Here is a 17652-nt window from a genome sequence, read left to right as displayed (position 1 = left end):
GTGACACTTTCCACGCGACGAGCCAGCTTTCCAGGGGATGGCCGAGCCTTCTAGGGGCTGAGGGAGTCCGCTAGGGGATGAGGGAGTCGACCAGGGCCCGTTCGTCCAGCACTCGCAGCGACGAGTCACCCAGGAGGCGCTTGGCCAGGTCGTGGGGGGCGACGGCGAGCGTGGCGCGGCGTTCCTGGGCCAGCACCCGGCAGCCGATCAGCGTCGGCTCGTGGGCGACCACGACGTGCGCGCCCACCATCAGCGCCAGGTCGAGCAGCCGCAGCCCGGTGAACACGTCGCTGACCGCCGCCAGCACCACGTCGCTGCTTCTCACGCTCAGCCGGGCGGGCAGCACGCGCAGGTCGCGGCCCAGCTCGGTGTGGTCGAACACCCGCCCGCCCAGCGCCAGCGCCGGCCCCGCCAGCGGCCCGAACTCCAGCTCGCCGTGCCCGCGCAGCTCGCCGAACGGCGGAGCCCCTGGCTCGGCCCGCACCGCGAAGACCCGCTGCACTCCCGCCGCGGCGGCGGCGCCGGCCGGACCCTGGCCGATCATGAGGCGGGCGTCGGCTGAGGCGTCGAGCGAGGCGATGCCGCCCGCCCAGGCGACGCCGTGGACGGCGACGGGGAGCGACGCCCCGACGGGCAGGCGCACCAGCACGCGCTCGCCGCGCCGCAGTCCGTGGCGATGCAGACCGGCCGCCACCTGCTTGACCCGGCTCGCGAAGACCGCGTAAGACAGCACCTCACCGCTGCGGACGTCGCTCACGGCCGGCCGGTCACCTCGCCTCGGCGCCGCCCCCATCACCAGTTCAGACCAGGTCATGCGGTCAATGTAGGGACCCCGGCGGGCTTCGCCATGCGCACAAATGTGCAACACCATATGTATGTCGCGGCATCACCATGTGTACGCCCGCCCGTCAGGTGGTCCTGCTCTTGCCATTCGAGGGGATCAACTAGACTTATAAGGTCGCGACATCGCGCGGCCGCCTCCACGAACACAGAGCGAGACCTCATCATGCCTTTGAACAGCCGCGACGACCTGCGGAACATCGCGATCATCGCGCACGTCGACCATGGCAAGACCACGCTCGTCGACGCCATGCTCTGGCAGTCCGGGGCATTCCGCGCGAACCAGGATGTCGATGACCGCGTCATGGACTCCAACGACCTCGAACGCGAGAAGGGCATCACCATTCTCGCGAAGAACACCGCCGTCCAGCACGGCGGGATGACCATCAACATCATCGACACGCCGGGCCACGCCGACTTCGGCGGCGAGGTCGAGCGCGGCCTGTCGATGGTCGACGGCGTGGTGCTGCTGGTCGACGCCTCCGAGGGGCCGCTGCCGCAGACCCGGTTCGTGCTGCGCAAGGCGCTGTCGGCCAAGATGCCGGTCATCCTGTGCATCAACAAGGTCGACCGGCCCGACGCGCGCATCAAGGAGGTCGTGGACGAGGTCTACGAGCTCTTCATGGACCTCGACGCGACCGAGGACCAGATCGACTTCCCGATCGTGTACGCCTCCGCGAAGGCGGGGCGGGCGTCGCTGGCGCGTCCCGAGGACGGCGGCATGCCCGACTCCACCGACCTCGAGCCGCTGTTCGACATCATCAAGTCGACGATCCCGGCCCCCACCTACGACCCGGCCGCGCCGCTCCAGGCGCACGTCACCAACCTCGACGCGTCCTCCTACCTGGGCCGCATCGCGCTGTGCCGGATCCACCAGGGCGTGATGCGCAAGGGTCAGCAGGTGGCCTGGTGCCGCACCGACGGCTCGATCCAGAAGGTCAAGATCACCGAGCTGCTGATGACCGAGGCGCTGGAGCGCAAGCCCGCCGAGGAGGCCGGGCCCGGCGACATCATCGCCATCGCGGGCATCCCGGAGATCATGATCGGTGAGACGCTGGCCGACCCCGACGACCCGCGCCCGCTGCCGCTCATCACCGTCGACGAGCCGGCCATCTCGATGACCATCGGCACCAACACCTCGCCGCTCGTCGGCAAGGTCAAGGGCTCGAAGGTCACCGCCCGCATGGTCAAGGACCGCCTGGAGAAGGAGCTCGTCGGCAACGTCTCGCTGCGCGTGCTGCCCACCGAGCGGCCCGACGCCTGGGAGGTGCAGGGCCGTGGCGAGCTGGCGCTGGCCATCCTGGTCGAGCAGATGCGCCGCGAGGGCTACGAGCTGACCGTCGGCAAGCCGCAGGTCGTCACCAAGGTCATCGACGGCAAGGTGCACGAGCCGGTCGAGCGCCTGACCGTCGACTGCCCCGAGGACTACCTCGGCTCGGTCACCCAGCTCCTGGCCGTCCGCAAGGGCCGCATGGAGCACATGACCAACCACGGCACCGGCTGGATCCGGATGGAGTTCGTGGTGCCGGCGCGCGGCCTGATCGGGTTCCGCACCGAGTTCCTCACCGAGACGCGCGGCACCGGCCTGGTGCACCACGTGTTCGACTCCTACGAGCCGTGGTTCGGCGAGCTGCGCACGCGCAACAACGGCTCGCTGGTGGCCGACCGGTCCGGCCCCGTCACCGCGTTCGCCATGCTCAACCTCCAGGAGCGGGGCACGCTGTTCGTGTCGCCGACCACCGAGGTCTACGAGGGCATGATCGTCGGCGAGAACTCGCGCTCCGACGACATGGACGTGAACATCACCAAGGAGAAGAAGCTCACCAACATGCGCTCCTCCACGAGCGAGGAGACGGAGAAGGTGATCCCGCCGCGCGTCCTGTCGCTGGAGCAGGCGCTGGAGTTCATCCGCGAGGACGAGTGCGTGGAAATCACCCCTGACGCGGTCCGAATCCGCAAGGTGGTGCTCGACGCCGCGACCCGTGGCCGTGCCGCGGCCCGCGCCAAGCGCGCTTGACAGTCGCATTGACTTCGGGCTTGACCGGCCCGGGACATGGGGAAACATTGATTTCCCCATGAAATCTCTCTAGCTAACCACGTCGGTTGACTAGAGAGATTTCTCATTTGGGCGGGACAAATACGGACCTTTGTCAAGACCGAAGCAGCTGTAATCACACCGTTACCGTATGAGATGGAACATCCGGCCAACCGCGTGAATCATCCAAACTGTGGAGAGGATCCGGGCGGTCATCGCGTTCGGGCTGGCTGCGATTTCGGTCGGGGCCGTTGCCTGGTGCACGGTGGTGGCCGGGCCCGTACCCGGGCTTGACCCGCCGCCCTCCGCGGCGGCCGCCGACCCGTGGGACCTGTCCGCCGCCGCGCCCGCCGTCGAACGCGGCCGGCAGGCCACCACCGAGGTGATCCTCGCCAGAGCCGGCCCCGACGACCTCGGCCCCGTCCCCGAAGGCCGGCTCGACGAACGCCGCCGGCAGCTCAAGGTCACGATCACGCACCGGCTCCAGATGGACGAGTCCGACACGCTCGCCGAGACGCTGCGCCGCGGCGACGGCTTCCCCCAGGACATGCAGCGCTTCACCGACGACGGATTCGGCGCGATCAAGGTCAGCGGCACCACGCTGACGCCCGCCCGCCGCCTGGCCCCCGTCCTCACCACCGCCGGCGGCCGCACCACCGTCCGCTTCACCGTCACCCTGCTCCGACAGGTCGAACCCGGCGAACTGGTGCAGGTCGACTTCAACGCGCCCACCGCCCGGCCCCTGCTCATCGTCTACCGCAAGGTCACCGTGCTGCCCGGCGACTGGACCGTGGCCCGCGCCGTGTCGATCAGGCCCGACCGCGAGGAGGCCAAGCGGCTGGAGTTCACCGTCGGCCTCTACCCCGTCAGCCTCACCCTCGCCCAGGACTCCTACGGCTTCCCCGACGTGCCCGAAGAGGACGACTTCTCCTGGGAGACCGCGCTCGGCCTGCTCACCGCCGTCGTGCTCGCCGGCATGCTGCTGCGGGCGCTCGGCACCGGCTGGTGGCTGCGCCCGCCCAACCGCGAGCTCGTCGCCGGGCTCGCGCTCTGCGCCCCCCTGCTGATCGTGCCCGTCCTCGCCGGAGGCTGGACGGTGCCCGCGTACGTGATCCTCTTCGGCGTCGTGCCGGCGCTCGCCGTCCGCCACGCCAGCCGCATCCTGCCCACCAGCCCCCGCTGGACGTCGCACGACGTCCTCGGCGCCACCGGCGTCGGCGTGCTCGTCGCGATCGGCATGCTCTCCTGGTCCTACCTGTACGGCCAGCTCCCCGGCCACACCCTGCTGGCCGGCGGCGGCATCGCGGCGGTCACGGCCGCCGGCTCGGCCGTGGCGTTCAGCGTCGACCTCGGCGTACGCATCGTCATCATCCGCCTCGCCGCGCTCGCCGCCGGCGCCGCCATCGGACTGCTGGCACTGGCCCTGTGGGTCAAGGCCATGATCACCGGCGCCTACCCGCCCGACAGCGTCAGGCTCGTCCTCGCCTTCGGCTGGGCGCTCATCCCCGTCGCCGCCGTCGCCGTCGCCACCAAACGCTGGACCCGCGGCGCCGTCGTCGTCGCCGTCGTCGTCAGCCTCCTCGTCCAGGGCTGGCCCACCGAATGGCTCGACGCCGGATCATGGAGCCGCGCCGTGCCCGGACAGCGGGTCCCCAGCATCGGCGACCTCCAGCTCACCCCGCTCGTCCGCGGCGTCATGGGGCTGCTCCTGCTCGGCTTCCTGCTGCTCGTGCTCCGCCTCAAACGGCTCGGCGCCACGGTCGAGGGCGCCGCCTCCCACACCGCGCAGGCCACCGTCATCATCTGCCTCATGGTCGTCTACCTGACGCCCCGCGGCAGCGCCACCATCGCCGACATCAACGTGCCGCTGCCCATGCTCGCCATCACCTCCCTCATCGCCTGGGTGACCGCCCTCTGGCTGCTCGACCGGCCCCACCCCTCCATCGTCGAACCCGCCGACCAGGCCGCGCACCGCCACCTCATCCGCACCGCGCTCCACCGGCGCCTCCTGCTCGTCGCCGAACAGGAGCTCTACCGCATCGGCCGCGGCAAACTCGGCAACGGCGACCTGTCCATGGACGACTTCGACCAGCAGCGCCGCGCCCTCGAAACCGCCCTTCACCGCCACGGCGGCCACCCCGAGACCGCCTTCGCCACCTCCGCCGGATGCACCCCCTGGCACAACGGCGTCCACGCCTTCGTCGTCAGCCTCCTGCTCAGCCTGCCGTTCCTGTTCGTGTACGGGCTGCCGACCGGGCTCGACCTGAGCAGCTTCGTCTTCGAGGCCCGGTCGCTGATCGCGCTGCCCGCCTACGGATTCGTGTTCGGCTACTTCTACTCGCGGGTGCGCGGCACCCAGCCCATGACCAAGGCCCTCCACCTCATGGCCGCCGCCCTCGTCACCGAACTGTCCGGCTACCTGTCGGCCCTGGTCGAACCCGACATCGGGCCCGACGCCAAGCTCCAGGTCGTGGCCATCGTCGTCGGCGAGGTCGCGCTGGTGTGCATCGGGCTCGGGCTCTACTGGGAGTGGCGGCTCATGCACCTCGCCGGGGAGCCGTGGGGGCGCGTCCGCAACATCCGCAGCCTCCGCAGCCTGGCGACGCCGCTGCTGGCCATCGTCATCGCCGCCGTCACCACGGCCGCCACCCAGGCAGCCGGCCAGACCGTCGACCGCATCCTCCGCGGCGACCAGGAAACCTCCCAACGCCCCTGACCTTCCACGGAAGCGCGGGCCAGGCGCGCGGGAGGCCGCGACGGGCCCCGCCGGGCACGCGGCCCCCAGGGGCTTCCCGAAGGCCGGGGCCCTTACGACCCCGACGGCGTACAGGGCGCGGGCCTCCCCAGACCCGCCCCCTCCCCGGAGGCGTGGGCCAGGCGCGCGTGGGAGGCGGCGCTTCCCCAGAGGGTGCCCTGGCGACCCCGACGGCGTGCGGCGCGCTGCCTCCCCTGACCCGCGTGCCCCGCAGGCCAGGCGCGCGGGAGGCCGCCCTTGGTGGGGCTGACCGCTGGCGGGTGCTGCCAAATCGGGGGTGTCCGTGCGGCTGGGGTCAGCGGCGGGGGAGGGTGGTGGTGTGGACGTGGGCGCAGAGCCAGTCGACCAATGGGCCGAAGGCGCGCCAGGAGCGCTGGACGTGCCCCAGGACGTCGGCCGTGTGCACCCAGGGCTCCGGGCCGTGGCGCCGGCCGGCGTAGAGGGTCCGGTGGCGCAGGAGGTCGATGCGGGGGTGGTCGGCCGGGTAGTCGCGCGGCCGGGTCTTGAGCCGGTCGCCGCCGATCTCGTAGCCGCCGGCGCGCAGGGTTTCGACGATGCCGTCGAGGGGCTTGCCGGTCAGGGGCTCGGCGACGGCGGCGCGGTAGCGGGCGAGCTGGTCGGCGGCCTGGGAGTAGAGGCCGCCGGCGACGAACAGCCCGGCGGCGCTGATCTCGACGTAGAGGCCGATGGCGGGCAGGAGGTCGACGAAGGCGCCCTGGTGGACCTTGTAGGGCGTCTTGTCCTTGGAGAAGCGCACGTCACGGTAGGGCCGGAACAGGTGCGCCTCGCCGAACTCGGGCCCGAGCTCCTCCACGAGCGCCAGCATGGGGGCTCGTACGGCCTCTTCGTAGAGCGTCTTGTGCCGGGTGAAGTAGGTCTTCGAATTGTCCGCCTCCAGCCCCTCGTAGAAGAGGAAAGCCTCGTCGGGGAAGCCGGTGAAACCCATGTGACCAGCCTCCCATGCGGCACCGACGGTTTCAGCGGCGGCGTAGCTGCTCGTACCTGCGGCCGGGGCGCAGCCGGTCGCCGTACAGTTCGGTCACGGTCACGAACGAGTAGCCGCGGTGGTCGAGGGTGTCGAGCAGCCGGGGCACGGCCTTGACGGTCGTGGGGTGGATGTCGTGCATGAGCACGATGGACCCGGGCCGTACGTGGGCGCCGCGTTTGGCGACGAGGGCGGGCACCCGGTCGCGCCAGTCGAAGGTGTCGACGTTCCAGAGGATCTGGGCGAGCCCGCGGCGGCGGGTCTGTTCGGCGACGGCGCGGTCGGTCGCCCCGTACGGCGGTCGCATGACGCGCATGCGCATGCCGGTGATGCGCCGGACGAGGTCGCCGGTGTGGCCGATCTCGTGGGCGAGCCGCTGCCCGGACAGGCCGGTGAGCATGGGGTGGCTCCAGGAGTGGTTGCCCAGTTCGTGGCCTTCGGCGACGATCCGGCGTACGGTGGCGGCCCCGTGTGCGGCGGCGACCATCTGGCCGACGACGAAGAACGTGGCTTTGGCGCCTTTCTCCCGCAGGATGTCGAGGAGCCTGCCGGTGTGTTCGCCAGGCCCGTCGTCGAACGTGAGGGCGACGCACTTGTCGTGGGCGCAGTCGGGCTGTCTGGGCCAGGCGGGCTGCATGGCCTCCAGCCGCTTGACGAGCGACTCGGGGGCGACGGCGAGCGGCTGCGGCGCGGGGACGGCTTCGGGGGGTTTGGGGGCGGGGGCGGCGTCGCATCCGGCCCCTGCCGGAAGAACCGCCAAGGCCAGCAAAACCACGCAAGCCCGCATATATCCCCCCGAAACCACCGGAACGGAGGGTTACCAAAACACCCGGCCCAGATCCCCCCGCACGTCCTCAGCCAGGTCGTCCCACCAGGATGGGATATCAGCCCGTAGTTCCTGGTAGCGACGCGCCACCCTTATGCCACATCCAGCCGGATCGGTGCCCAGATGGCGACGTTTCGGCGTCACTGGTCGCCCACGTCGCGCGGCTCGGCCACGACCATGACGAACCTGAGCTCCCGATCGCCCTGGTTGGAGTAGCGGTGGGGGCGGTCGGCGGTGAAGAGCACCGCGCCGTCGGCCACGATGACGTGGTCGCGGCTGTGCACGGTCAGCGTCAGCTCGCCCTCCAGGACGGTCAGCATCTCGCGGGTGCCCGCCGGGTGCGCGTCGCCGTCGTGGTGCTCGCCGGGGGCCAGCCGCCAGTCCCACAGCTCCAGGATCATCGGCGAGTCGGCGCCCACGAGCAGCTTGGCCCGCACGTCGCCCTGGTGGAAGGTCACGGCGTCGGCCGGCTCGACGATCCGCACCATCGGCACGTCGCCCACCTCGACGAGCCTGGCCACGGTCACGCCGAGCGCGGAGGCGATCCGGGTCAGCGTGGACACGCTCGGGTTGGTGCGGCCCTGCTCGACCTGGACCAGCATGCCGCGGCTGACGCCTGACCTGGCGGCCAGCGCGTCGAGCGTGAGCCCCCGATGGGTGCGCTGGGCGCGCACGTTGGTGGCGATCGCCTGGTTGATCATCTCAGGATCCTGCACGAGTGCAGTGTAGTGGAAAGAATTTGCACTATGGTGCACTCTGTGTGTTGTACTAGGCGTCCACTCCATTGAACTTCCGCAGGGAGGCAAGACGTGACCGCGGTGATCCTGGCGACCGCCTGCGCGGTGGTGTACGGCACGGCCGACTTCTTCGGCGGGCTGGCCACGCGACGCTCGCGCGTGCTGTCCGTCGTCGTGCTCTCCCAGGTGGCGGGCCTGGCGCTCGTGCTGGTGCTGCTCCCGGCGCTGCCCGGCCTGCTCAGCGGCGGCGCGCTCGCCTGGGGGCTGGCGGCGGGGCTGTCGGGGGCGGCGGGCCTGGTGCTCTTCTACCGCTCGCTGGCGACCGGCGTGATGTCCGTGGTGGCGCCCACGACCGCGGTCACGTCGGCGGCCCTGCCCGTGACGTTCGGGCTGGCGACCGGCGAGCGCCCGGAGGTCCTGGCGCTGGCGGGCATCGCGCTGGCGCTCGGCTCGGTGGTGCTCATCAGCCAGGAGCGGACGGCGGGCGGGAAGGGCTCCTCCGCCGCGGTGCTGACGTCGCTGGCGGCCGGCGCCGGGTTCGGCGGCTTCTACATCCTGCTCGCGATGGCCCCGCACGAGGCCGGGCTGTGGCCGCTGGTGGGCGCGCGGGCCTCGTCGATCGCGGTGGTGGTCCTGCTCGCGCTGGCGCTGCGGCGGACGCTGCGGCCCAGCTCGGGCTCGCTCGGCGTGATCGTCGCCGCCGGGGTGCTCGACATGGCCGCCAACGTGCTCTACCTGCTGGCCAAGCAGCACGGCCTGCTCAGCCTGGTGGCGGTGCTCGTCTCGCTCTACCCGGCCAGCACGCTCCTGCTGGCCAGGCAGGTGCTCGGGGAGCGGCTGCGGGCGATCCAGCTCACCGGCGTGGCATGCGCGCTGGGTGCGGTCGCGCTCATAGCCGTTGCGTAGCCGCCACGCCCTTGTTACGTTTCGCCCGTGCCCCACGACCGGGCCCCCTCCTCCGGCGAGCCGTCGCAGCACGTGGCCGTGCCGTACGGCTCCGATGAGGGTTTTCTCGACCTGGCCGTCCCGCGCGTCCGGCAGGCGCTGGCCGGCGGCAGGCGGGTGCTGGTCGTCACCCGCCCGGCGCGGCTGTCGCTGCTGGCCGAGGCCCTGGGCGACGACTGGCGCGAGGTCGACCGCCGCGACTCGGGCTCCTGGTACGACCATCCGCAGCGCACGCTGGCGAGCTGCTACGACTACGCGCACGGCAGGCCCACGCTGCTGGTCGGCGAGCCGGTCTGGGCGGGCCTGAGCGAGATCGAGACCCGCGAATGGATCCGCTACGAGTCGGTGCTCAACACCGCGCTGGCCGGCGTCCCCACGCGCGCGCTGTGCTTCTACGACGTGCGTACGGCGCCCGCGGACGTGCTGCGTCACGCGGAGACGACCCACCCGGTGATCCTCGGCCCCGGCGGCGAGCGGCCCAGCCCGCGCTACGTCAGGCCGGACGAGCTGGTGCTCAACGGCGACCGCGGCCCCCTCCCGGAGCCGACCGGCCGGGTGCGCTCGGTGCGGTTCACCGCCGACCGGCTCAAGGAGCTCAGGCACGAGGTGGCGGGCTACGCCGGGGCCGCCGGCATGGACCGCGACCTGGTCGCCTCGCTGGTGCTGAGCGTGTCGGAGATCGCCGCCAACAGCGTCGAGCACGGGCCGGGCCATGGCCTGATCAGGATGTGGAGGGGCGGCAGGGGCGTCGTCTGCGAGATCAGCGACCCCGGCGGCCCGCTGGAGGACCCGTTGCCCGGCTATATACCACCAGAGCCCGGATCCCTGCGGGGATACGGGCTCTGGATCAGTCGTCAGCTCTGCGACCTCGTCGAGCTGCGGGCGGACGACGGGATGCTCCGCGTCCGCCTGCACATGCGGCTGCGCCCCTGAGGGTCAGGCCGCGCGCTGGGCGGGCAGCCGCACGGCGCCTTCCTCTCGCACGTAGTCCTCCAGCATGCCGCGGAGCTGGCGGCGGCCCCGGTGCAGCCGGGACATGACGGTGCCGATGGGCGTGCCCATCCGGTCGGCGATCTCCTTGTACGGGAAGCCTTCGACGTCGGCGAGGTAGACGGCGACCCGGAAGTCCTCGGGCAGCGAGCGCAGCGCGTTCATCACCACGTTGTCGGGCAGCCGGTCGAGCGCCTCGTTCTCGGCCGAGCGCAGACCCGTCGAGGTGTGGGACTCGGCGGCGTGCAACTGCCAGTCCTCGATGTCCTCGGCCGCCGACAACTTCGGTGAACGCTGCTTCTTGCGATAGTCGTTGATGAAGTTGTTGGTGAGGATCCGGTGCAGCCAGGCCTTGAGGTTGGTGCCCTCACGGAACTGGTGGTAGGAGGTGTAGGCCTTGGCCACGGTCTCCTGCACGAGGTCCTCGGCGTCGGCGGTGTTGCGGGTCAGACGCATGGCGGAGGCGAACAGCTGCGACGTGACGGGCACGACGTCGCGCTCGAACCAGTCCTGACGCTGCTCATCGGTCATGGTGATCAATTCATTCCCCCTTGCGCTATCCCCCGTCGGCATCCAGCCGGCTGACAGCGATTCCATGCTCCCAGGCCCCTCGTAAGGGCCGCGTTAGGGCTTCCGCACTGGTCAGCGGGGTGAACAGTCCATCTGCTCGCGGCGTGCGTCATCACGTCCACGGCCGGACAGATTTCATAATCATAACACTATCCCCTCAATTTTCCGCAAAGTGTGGCCAGCTTCACATGGGATAGCGTATGGGCCATGGAATACCTGGACCGGCATGACTCGGGGACTCGGTCGTGGGTGGCGGAGGCCATCCGCAAGGTGGAGGCCGACGCCAACCGTAGTTGCGATACTCACCTGCACGTCTTTCCGCTGCCCTCGCACTGGGGGGTAAACCTCTATCTGAAAGACGAGTCGGTGCACCCCACCGGTTCACTGAAACACCGGCTGGCTCGCTCACTTTTCCTGTACGGGCTGGCGAACGGCTGGATCGGCCCCCGCACCACGATCGTCGAGGCGTCCAGCGGCTCCACCGCCGTGAGCGAGGCGTACTTCGCCCGGCTGCTCGGCCTGCCGTTCATCGCGGTCATGCCCGCGTCCACGTCGCCGGAGAAGATCCACCTGATCGAGTTCCACGGCGGCAAGTGCCACCTGGTCAGCGACCCCGGCACGATCTACGCGGAGTCCCGGCGGCTGGCGGCCGAGACCGGCGGCCACTTCATGGACCAGTTCACCTACGCCGAGCGGGCCACCGACTGGCGCGGCAACAACAACATCGCCGAGTCGATCTACAACCAGATGGCGATGGAGCCGTACCCGGAGCCCGCCTGGATCGTGGTCGGCGCGGGCACCGGCGGCACCTCCTCGACGATCGGCCGCTACATCCGCTACCGATGTCACGCCACCCGGCTGGCCGTCGTCGACCCGGAGGGCTCGGCCTTCTACCCGAGCTGGGTGTCGGGCGACGGCGCGGCCACCGCGCCCGGCTCGCGCATCGAGGGCATCGGGCGGCCGCGCGTCGAGCCGTCGTTCCAGCCGACGGTCATCGACCGGATGGTCGCCGTGCCCGACGCCCGCTCGATCGCGGCCATGCACTGGGTGCGCGAGGTCACCGGCCGCGACGTGGGCGGCTCCACCGGGACCAACGTGGCCGCCTGCGTGGAGCTCATCAGGGAGATGCGCGAGGCCGGCGAGCGGGGCAGCGTCGTCACGCTGATCTGCGACAGCGGCGACCGCTACCGGGGCACGTACGGCGACCCCGCGTGGCTGGCCGGCCAGGGCCTCGACATCGAGCCCCACCTGGCCGACCTGCGCGCGTTCCTGCCCAGCTAGGCCGTCACGCCTTGGCCGGGTCCACCTTGAAGAAGCCGGCCAGGTCGTCGAGCATGCTGTGAGCGCCCTGGAGACCCACGGCGCTCATCCACGTCAGGTCGCTGACCTCGTGCTTGACGCCCTTGAGCTTGCCCCACAGCGGGTTTCCGGTGAACTTGGCCTTGGGCCCGTCTGCCGTCGGGTCCGGGTAGGTGGCGACGAAGATGTGGTCGGCGTCCATGTCCGCGATCCGCTCCTCGCTGATCTCCACCATGATCGTCTCCGTGGTGCTCGGCTGGCCCTCCGGGCGGGGGAAGCCGACGTCCTTCAGGACCAGGCCGGAGTAGGAGTTCTCCACGTAGAGGCGGGCGGTGGGCTCACCGGCGAACCGCACGACCGAGACCGTCGGCAGCTTCCCGTCCTTCTCCTTGATCGCGGCGCCGATCTTGCCGGCGCGGTCCTCGTACTCCTTGATCCTGGTGTCGGCGAGGTCCTCCTTGCCGAGGGCCTGCCCGACGAGGCGCAGGTTGTCCTTCCAGATGGCGCCGGTCGTCTCGCTGAAGACGGTCGGGGCGATCTTGGAAAGCTTGTCGTACAGGGCCTCGTGGCGGACCTTGGCCGAGACGATCAGGTCGGGCTTGAGCGCCATGACCTTCTCCAGGCTCGGCTGCTCCAGCGTGCCGACGGAGGTGGCCTCCTTGCCGTACTGCGCCAGGGCCGGCCCCAGGTAGTCGGGCAGTTTGTCGTCGATGGCCCGGTAGGTGGTGTAGCCCACCACGGGCGTCTCCAGCGTGAGCACGGCGTCGACGAAGCTCTGGTCGAGTGCGACGACCCGCTTGGGCTGGGCGGGGATGACGGTCTCGCCCATCGCGTGCTTGATGGTGCGGAACGGCTCGGCGGCCTTCTGCGTGGTGGCCGCAGGCTCGCTCGCACCGCAGGCGGCCAGCCCGGCCACCAGGACGGCGCCCACCAGCGCGCGCAACGATCTCATCGGAACCCTTTCGACGATCAAGTAAGGCAAACCTAAATTAGGTTAGCCCTGCCTAAGCTGGCATACTGCACCAGGGTCAGGCAACTTCGGAGGAGGACGGGTGAGTGCGACCGCCGTGGCGCCGCGCCTGCACGGCATCCGTCACCACAGGATCACCGTCCTCGCCGTCCTGGCGGCGGCCGTGCTCGCCGGGGTGGTGCTGAGCATCACGATCGGCTCCCGGTCCGTGGCGCCGCTCGACGCCTGGCACGCGCTGACCGCCCCTGGCGACACCGAGAGCGACATCATCATCCGCTCCCTGCGCGTGCCCAGGACCGCGCTCGGCGTGCTGTCCGGGCTCGCGCTCGGCGTCGCGGGCGCGCTCATGCAGGGCCACACCCGCAACCCGCTCGCCGACCCCGGCCTGCTCGGCGTCACCCAGGGCGCGGCGTTCGCCATGGTGGCCTCGATCATGTGGCTGGGCGCCTCCAGCCTGCTCGCCTACATCTGGTTCGGCCTGGCCGGCGCGCTCGTCGCCAGCGTCGGCGTGTTCGCCCTCGGCATGGTCGGCGGGCGCGGCGGGCCGACCCCCGTGACGCTCGCCCTGGCGGGCACCGCCGTCAGCGCCTTCCTGTACGCCCTCACCTCGGCCCTCGTGCTGCTGGACGAGCAGGCGATGGACGTCTTCCGGTTCTGGCAGGCGGGCTCGATCGCCGCGCGCGGCCCCGACGTGGTCTGGCAGGTGCTGCCGTTCATCGCCGCCGGGCTGGTGCTGGCCATGATCAACGCGCCCGGCCTCAACGCGCTGTCGCTGGGCGAGGACGTCGCCCGCAGCCTCGGCCAGCACATCGCCCTGACCCGCACCGTCGGCGTCGCCGCCGTCACCCTGCTGTCCGGCGCCGCCGTGGCCGCCTGCGGCGCGCTCGCGTTCGTCGGGCTCATCGTCCCGCACCTGGCCAGGGCGCTGTCCGGCACCGACCATCGCTGGCTGATCCCGTACTCGGGGCTGCTCGGAGCCGCGCTGGTGCTCCTCGCCGACGTCGTCGGCCGCGTCGTGGCGCCGCCCGGCGAGCTGGAGGTCGGCGTGGTGCTCGCGCTCATCGGCGCCCCCTTCTTCGTCGCGCTCGTCCGGCGCAGGAAGCCGGTGCGCCTGTGACCTCGATCCCCCTGCGCCTCGGCGGCCTGTCGTGGCGGATCAGACCGCGCGGCGTGGTCGTGACGACCGCCGGGCTGGCGCTGCTCGCCCTGCTCATGGCGCTGAGCATGCGCATGGGCGACATCGAGCTGACGGTCGGCCAGGTGCTCGCCGCCACCTTCGACCCGGCCGACCCGGCCCACTTCGTCATCATGGAGCTGCGCCTGCCCCGCGCGCTCACCGGGGCGCTGGTCGGCGCGGCCCTCGCGCTGTCCGGCGCGATCATCCAGTCCATCGCCCGCAACCCGCTCGCCAGCCCGGAGATCCTCGGCGTCACCAACGGCGCCTCCGTGCTCGTCGTCGCCGGGGTCGTCGCCAGCGGCAGCGCCTACGGGGGCACCAGCGGCCTGCTCACCAGCCTCGGCGTCCCCGCGCTCGCCCTGCTCGGCGGCCTGATCGGCGCCGTCATCGTCTACGGGCTCGCCTGGCGGCGCGGCCTCGACGGCTACCGCCTGGTGCTCGTCGGCATCGGCGTGGCCGCCGTGTTCACCAACGTGAAGTTCTGGCTGCTCACCGTCGGCGACGTCAACGACACCGGCCGCGCGATGGTGTGGATCAGCGGCTCGCTCCACGGCCGGGGCTGGGAGCACGTCCAGCCCGTGGCCGTCGCCCTGGCTGTGCTCGTGCCGCTGGCCCTGACCGGCACCCGGTCGCTGAACGCGCTGCGGTTCGGCGACGACACGGTGACCGCGCTCGGCCTCCGCATGAACCGCGCCCGCGCGGCCATGATCCTGGCCGCCGTGCTGCTCGCCGCCGTGGCCACCGCCTCGGCCGGGCCCATCGCGTTCGTGGCGCTGGCCGCGCCGCAGATCGCGCTGCGCCTCACCAGGTCGGCCCAGCCGCCGCTGCTGTCGTCGGCCGCCGTGGGCGCGGTGCTCATCACCGCCGCCGACCTGCTCGCCCGCACCCTGTTCGCGCCGGTCGAACTGCCCGTCGGCGTCGTCACCGCCGTCCTCGGCGCCCCGTACCTGATCCACCTCATCTGGAGGGCGAGGAAATGAGGCTCCAGGCCGCCGCCGTCAAGCTCGGCTACGGCGACCGCACCATCGTCGACGGCCTCGACCTCGGCATCGAGGCGGGCACCGTGACCACGATCATCGGCCCCAACGGGTGCGGCAAGTCCACCCTGCTGCGCGCCCTGGGCCGCCTGCTGAAGCCGCAGGGCGGCGAGGTGCTGCTCGACGGCAAGCGCATCGACCGCATCCCCACCCGCGAGGTGGCCAAGGTCCTCGGCGTGCTCCCCCAGGCGCCGACCGCGCCCGAAGGGCTGACCGTCGCCGACCTGGTCGCCCGGGGCAGGCACCCGCACCAGACCTGGTACCGCCAGTGGTCGACGGACGACGAGTCGGCCGTGGCCGAGGCGCTGACCATGACGGGCCTGGCCGACCTGGCCGAACGGCCGCTGGACGAGCTGTCCGGCGGGCAGCGGCAGCGGGCGTGGATCTCGATGGCGCTGGCCCAGGGCACCGACCTGCTGCTGCTCGACGAGCCGACGACGTTCCTGGACCTGGCCCACCAGGTCGAGGTGCTGGAGCTGGTCCGGCGGCTGCACCACGCCTCGGGCCGGACCATCGTCATGGTCCTGCACGACCTCAACCTGGCCGCCCGCTACGCCGACCGCCTGGTGGCGATGCGCGGCGGCCGGGTGATCGCCGCCGGGGAGCCGCACGAGGTGCTCACCGAGGAGCTGCTGCGCGAGGTGTTCGAGCTGGACGCCAAAGTCATCCCGGACCCGGTGGCGGGCACCCCGCTCGTCGTCCCGATCGGCACCCACCGCCAGTCCTCCTGAGCGTCACTCCCCGGCCAGCGCCCGCTCGATGTCCTCGTCGCCCGGCGCCAGCTCCCTGGCCCGCAGCAGATCCTGCCTGGCCTGCTCGGCCCGGCCCGCCGCCCGGTGCGCCACCGCCCGGTTGAACAGCAGCTCGGCCGTCTCGCCGAGCTGCAGCGCCCGGGTGAGGTCGGCGACCGCTTGGTGGTGCTCGCCGCGCTCGAACGCCAGCTCCCCGCGCCCCGCCCACGCGGCCGCCAGCCCGGGATCGACCGCCAGCGCCGCGTCATAGGCCGCCAGCGCCTCCTCCGGCCTGCCCCGCGCCGCCTCCACCTGCCCGAGCACGGCCAGCAGGTGCGCGTTGCCCGGGTCGGCCGCCAGCCCGCGCGCCACGTCGGCCCGCGCCGCCTCGTACTCGCCGAGCCCGGCCAGGATGCCCGCCCGGTTCACGTACGCGGGCCCGAACCCCGGATCCAGCTCCAGCGCGTGGTCCAGGTCGGCGCGTGCCCCGGCGAGGTCGCCCGCCGCGAAGCGGATCTCCGCCCGGTTGTAGTACGGCTCCGGGAACGGCGGCCCGAGCCGCATCGCGCTCTCGTAGTCGGCCAGCGCCTCGGCGACGCGGCCCAGCTTGTGCAGCAGGTTGCCCCGGTCCAGGTAGTAGTCCGGGTAGCCGGGGTCCATCGCGATCGCCGTGCCGTAGCCGATCAGCGCCTCGTCGGTGCGCCCCGCCTGCGCCATGAGCTGCGCCCGGTTGGCGTGCAGCACCAGCCGGTGGATCGGGTGGGCCGGGGCGAGCTCCCGCTCCCCCAGCGCCAGCGCCTCCTCCACCAGCTCCAGCGCCTGCGCGAACCGGCCCAGCCGCACCGACACCAGCGCCTTGCCGTTCAGGTCGAAGCCCAGGTGGAACGCCCGCTCCCGGGGATCGGCCAGGCTGCCCGCCAGCGCCACCGCCCGGTCGATCCACTCCATCGCCTCGGCCGGGTCGCGCCGGGCCGGGTCGTGGTGCCTGACGAGCAGCATCGCGGTCGCGTACGCCGCCGTGGCGAGGTTCTTGGGGTCGTGGCCGACCCGGCGGGCCAGGTCCAGCAGGTCGCGGGCCTCGTCCTCGCGTTCGAGCGCGGCCAGCGCGGTCGTGGTGCGGTGCAGCAGCGTCCACCACTCGTCGCCGCCTTCCGGCAGCCCGGGCAGCAGCGCGGCCCCGGCCTCGGCCATCGCGTGGTGGAAGCCCTCGTTGCGGTAGCGGTCGAGCTCCGGCCCGAACCGGTGGACCGGTCCCGGATGCGGCGGCCCGTGCTCCTCGCGGACCACGGTGAGCGCCGGCACCCGCCGCTCCAGCACCGCCAGCAACTCGATATCGGTCGGGTCCGCTTCGGCGAGGTTGACCACCCGCAGCTTCAGCGGCCCCGCCGCCTCCAGATGATCGCGTACGAACTCCGCCACCCCGTTCGCCAGCCGGAGCGTGCGCAGGGGCGCCGGGATGAGGATCCGCTCCTCCTGCGGCAGCCGGTCGGCCAGCGAGGACCGCCTGACCGGCAGGTTCAGCATGGGCGCGACGGCCCTGAGCTCTATGTCGTGGGCGGCGGCCAGCTCCGGCGCCGCTCCTGGAACCAGCGCCGCGGCCAGCCCGGCCGCCATGGTGTAGGGGCCGAGCAGGCCGCGGTGCGCGTCAAACGTGATCTCGTGCAATTTCCCCGTCCGCCAAGAGAATGGGCCGGCGCATCCACCGCAATGCGCCGGCCCTCTGCCATGGAGGAGGTTAGGCCGCGTGCTTCGGAG

At 71.8% G+C, this 17652-nt stretch carries 15 protein-coding genes; 8 read left to right on the top strand and 7 right to left on the bottom strand.

From position 1 onward, the window contains the following. Window positions 1–70 precede the first annotated feature (70 nt). Window positions 71–814: an AMP-binding protein gene (locus AB0G11_RS18645; RefSeq protein WP_219506979.1), complete on the bottom strand. Its 744-nt coding sequence runs from the start codon at window positions 812–814 to the stop codon at window positions 71–73. A gap of 192 nt (window positions 815–1006) precedes the next feature. Here AB0G11_RS18645 and typA point away from each other — a divergent pair, with 192 nt between their 5' ends. Then, window positions 1007–2857 carry a translational GTPase TypA gene (gene typA / locus AB0G11_RS18640; RefSeq protein WP_357586953.1) on the top strand — a complete coding sequence of 617 codons (1851 nt, stop codon included), beginning with the start codon at window positions 1007–1009 and terminating at the stop codon, window positions 2855–2857. 211 nt (window positions 2858–3068) lie between these two features. Next, the gene (locus AB0G11_RS18635) at window positions 3069–5591 is read left to right on the top strand and encodes a hypothetical protein (RefSeq protein WP_219506990.1); all 2523 of its coding nucleotides are present in this window, start codon (window positions 3069–3071) and stop codon (window positions 5589–5591) included. A gap of 334 nt (window positions 5592–5925) precedes the next feature. On the opposite strand, the gene AB0G11_RS18630 is transcribed toward AB0G11_RS18635, so the two are convergent. From AB0G11_RS18630 to AB0G11_RS18620, 3 genes are all read right to left on the bottom strand, one after another. Then, window positions 5926–6576 (bottom strand): DUF2461 domain-containing protein, encoded by a 651-nt coding sequence (locus tag AB0G11_RS18630; protein ID WP_219506991.1) that lies wholly within the window; start codon window positions 6574–6576, stop codon window positions 5926–5928. 31 nt (window positions 6577–6607) lie between these two features. Next, window positions 6608–7375, bottom strand: a complete 768-nt coding sequence (locus AB0G11_RS18625; RefSeq protein ID WP_357586951.1) for a polysaccharide deacetylase family protein — start codon at window positions 7373–7375, stop codon at window positions 6608–6610. Between the two features lie 206 nt (window positions 7376–7581). Further along, window positions 7582–8157 (bottom strand): helix-turn-helix domain-containing protein, encoded by a 576-nt coding sequence (locus tag AB0G11_RS18620; RefSeq protein WP_219506993.1) that lies wholly within the window; start codon window positions 8155–8157, stop codon window positions 7582–7584. A gap of 93 nt (window positions 8158–8250) precedes the next feature. Between AB0G11_RS18620 and AB0G11_RS18615 the strand changes: the two genes are divergently transcribed. Both AB0G11_RS18615 and AB0G11_RS18610 read left to right on the top strand, forming a co-directional pair. After that, entirely contained in the window at window positions 8251–9084 is an 834-nt protein-coding gene (locus tag AB0G11_RS18615) for a DMT family transporter (protein ID WP_219506995.1), read from the top strand. Between the two features lie 27 nt (window positions 9085–9111). Next, window positions 9112–10056, top strand: a complete 945-nt coding sequence (locus AB0G11_RS18610; protein WP_357586949.1) for a sensor histidine kinase — start codon at window positions 9112–9114, stop codon at window positions 10054–10056. A gap of 3 nt (window positions 10057–10059) precedes the next feature. Here the strand turns inward: AB0G11_RS18610 and AB0G11_RS18605 are convergent, their stop codons facing one another. Continuing rightward, window positions 10060–10644 (bottom strand): sigma-70 family RNA polymerase sigma factor, encoded by a 585-nt coding sequence (locus AB0G11_RS18605; RefSeq protein WP_246645188.1) that lies wholly within the window; start codon window positions 10642–10644, stop codon window positions 10060–10062. Window positions 10645–10890: 246 nt separating this feature from the next. Between AB0G11_RS18605 and AB0G11_RS18600 the strand changes: the two genes are divergently transcribed. Beyond that, entirely contained in the window at window positions 10891–11964 is a 1074-nt protein-coding gene (locus AB0G11_RS18600; RefSeq protein WP_219506998.1) for a PLP-dependent cysteine synthase family protein, read from the top strand. A 4-nt stretch (window positions 11965–11968) separates the two neighbouring features. Here AB0G11_RS18600 and AB0G11_RS18595 read toward each other — a convergent pair whose 3' ends face one another. Further along, window positions 11969–12934 (bottom strand): iron-siderophore ABC transporter substrate-binding protein, encoded by a 966-nt coding sequence (locus AB0G11_RS18595; RefSeq protein ID WP_357586947.1) that lies wholly within the window; start codon window positions 12932–12934, stop codon window positions 11969–11971. A gap of 100 nt (window positions 12935–13034) precedes the next feature. Here AB0G11_RS18595 and AB0G11_RS18590 point away from each other — a divergent pair, with 100 nt between their 5' ends. The 3 genes from AB0G11_RS18590 to AB0G11_RS18580 are packed head-to-tail and all read left to right on the top strand — an operon-like array spanning window position 13035 to window position 15897. Beyond that, complete coding sequence (locus AB0G11_RS18590; RefSeq protein ID WP_357586945.1) at window positions 13035–14069, top strand: iron ABC transporter permease; 1035 nt, start codon at window positions 13035–13037, stop codon at window positions 14067–14069. Continuing rightward, a complete protein-coding gene (locus tag AB0G11_RS18585; RefSeq protein WP_357586943.1) occupies window positions 14066–15109 on the top strand; it encodes an iron chelate uptake ABC transporter family permease subunit in 1044 nt (347 codons plus the stop codon). Before AB0G11_RS18590 ends, AB0G11_RS18585 begins: the two co-directional genes overlap by 4 nt. Continuing rightward, a complete protein-coding gene (locus AB0G11_RS18580; RefSeq protein ID WP_219507001.1) occupies window positions 15106–15897 on the top strand; it encodes an ABC transporter ATP-binding protein in 792 nt (263 codons plus the stop codon). The genes AB0G11_RS18585 and AB0G11_RS18580 overlap by 4 nt, the downstream gene beginning before the upstream one ends. A gap of 3 nt (window positions 15898–15900) precedes the next feature. On the opposite strand, the gene AB0G11_RS18575 is transcribed toward AB0G11_RS18580, so the two are convergent. Continuing rightward, complete coding sequence (locus AB0G11_RS18575) at window positions 15901–17562, bottom strand: tetratricopeptide repeat protein (RefSeq protein WP_357586941.1); 1662 nt, start codon at window positions 17560–17562, stop codon at window positions 15901–15903. Window positions 17563–17652: the final 90 nt, after the last annotated feature.

Source organism: Nonomuraea sp. NPDC023979 (assembly GCF_040639085.1).
Classification (GTDB): Bacteria; Actinomycetota; Actinomycetes; order Streptosporangiales; family Streptosporangiaceae; genus Nonomuraea; species Nonomuraea ceibae.
Note: the sequence above shows the minus strand (reverse complement) of the source record. Positions and strands in the feature narration are given on the sequence as shown.

Excerpts from the sequence above, each read along its gene's own strand:
- AB0G11_RS18645 (WP_219506979.1), bottom strand. The coding sequence starts at position 814 with ATGACCTGGTCTGAACTGGTGATGGGGGCGGCGCCGAGGCGAGGTGAC.
- typA (WP_357586953.1), top strand. The coding sequence starts at position 1,007 with ATGCCTTTGAACAGCCGCGACGACCTGCGGAACATCGCGATCATCGCG.
- AB0G11_RS18630 (WP_219506991.1), bottom strand. The coding sequence starts at position 6,576 with ATGGGTTTCACCGGCTTCCCCGACGAGGCTTTCCTCTTCTACGAGGGG.
- AB0G11_RS18605 (WP_246645188.1), bottom strand. The coding sequence starts at position 10,644 with ATGACCGATGAGCAGCGTCAGGACTGGTTCGAGCGCGACGTCGTGCCC.
- AB0G11_RS18600 (WP_219506998.1), top strand. The coding sequence starts at position 10,891 with ATGGAATACCTGGACCGGCATGACTCGGGGACTCGGTCGTGGGTGGCG.
- AB0G11_RS18595 (WP_357586947.1), bottom strand. The coding sequence starts at position 12,934 with ATGAGATCGTTGCGCGCGCTGGTGGGCGCCGTCCTGGTGGCCGGGCTG.
- AB0G11_RS18580 (WP_219507001.1), top strand. The coding sequence starts at position 15,106 with ATGAGGCTCCAGGCCGCCGCCGTCAAGCTCGGCTACGGCGACCGCACC.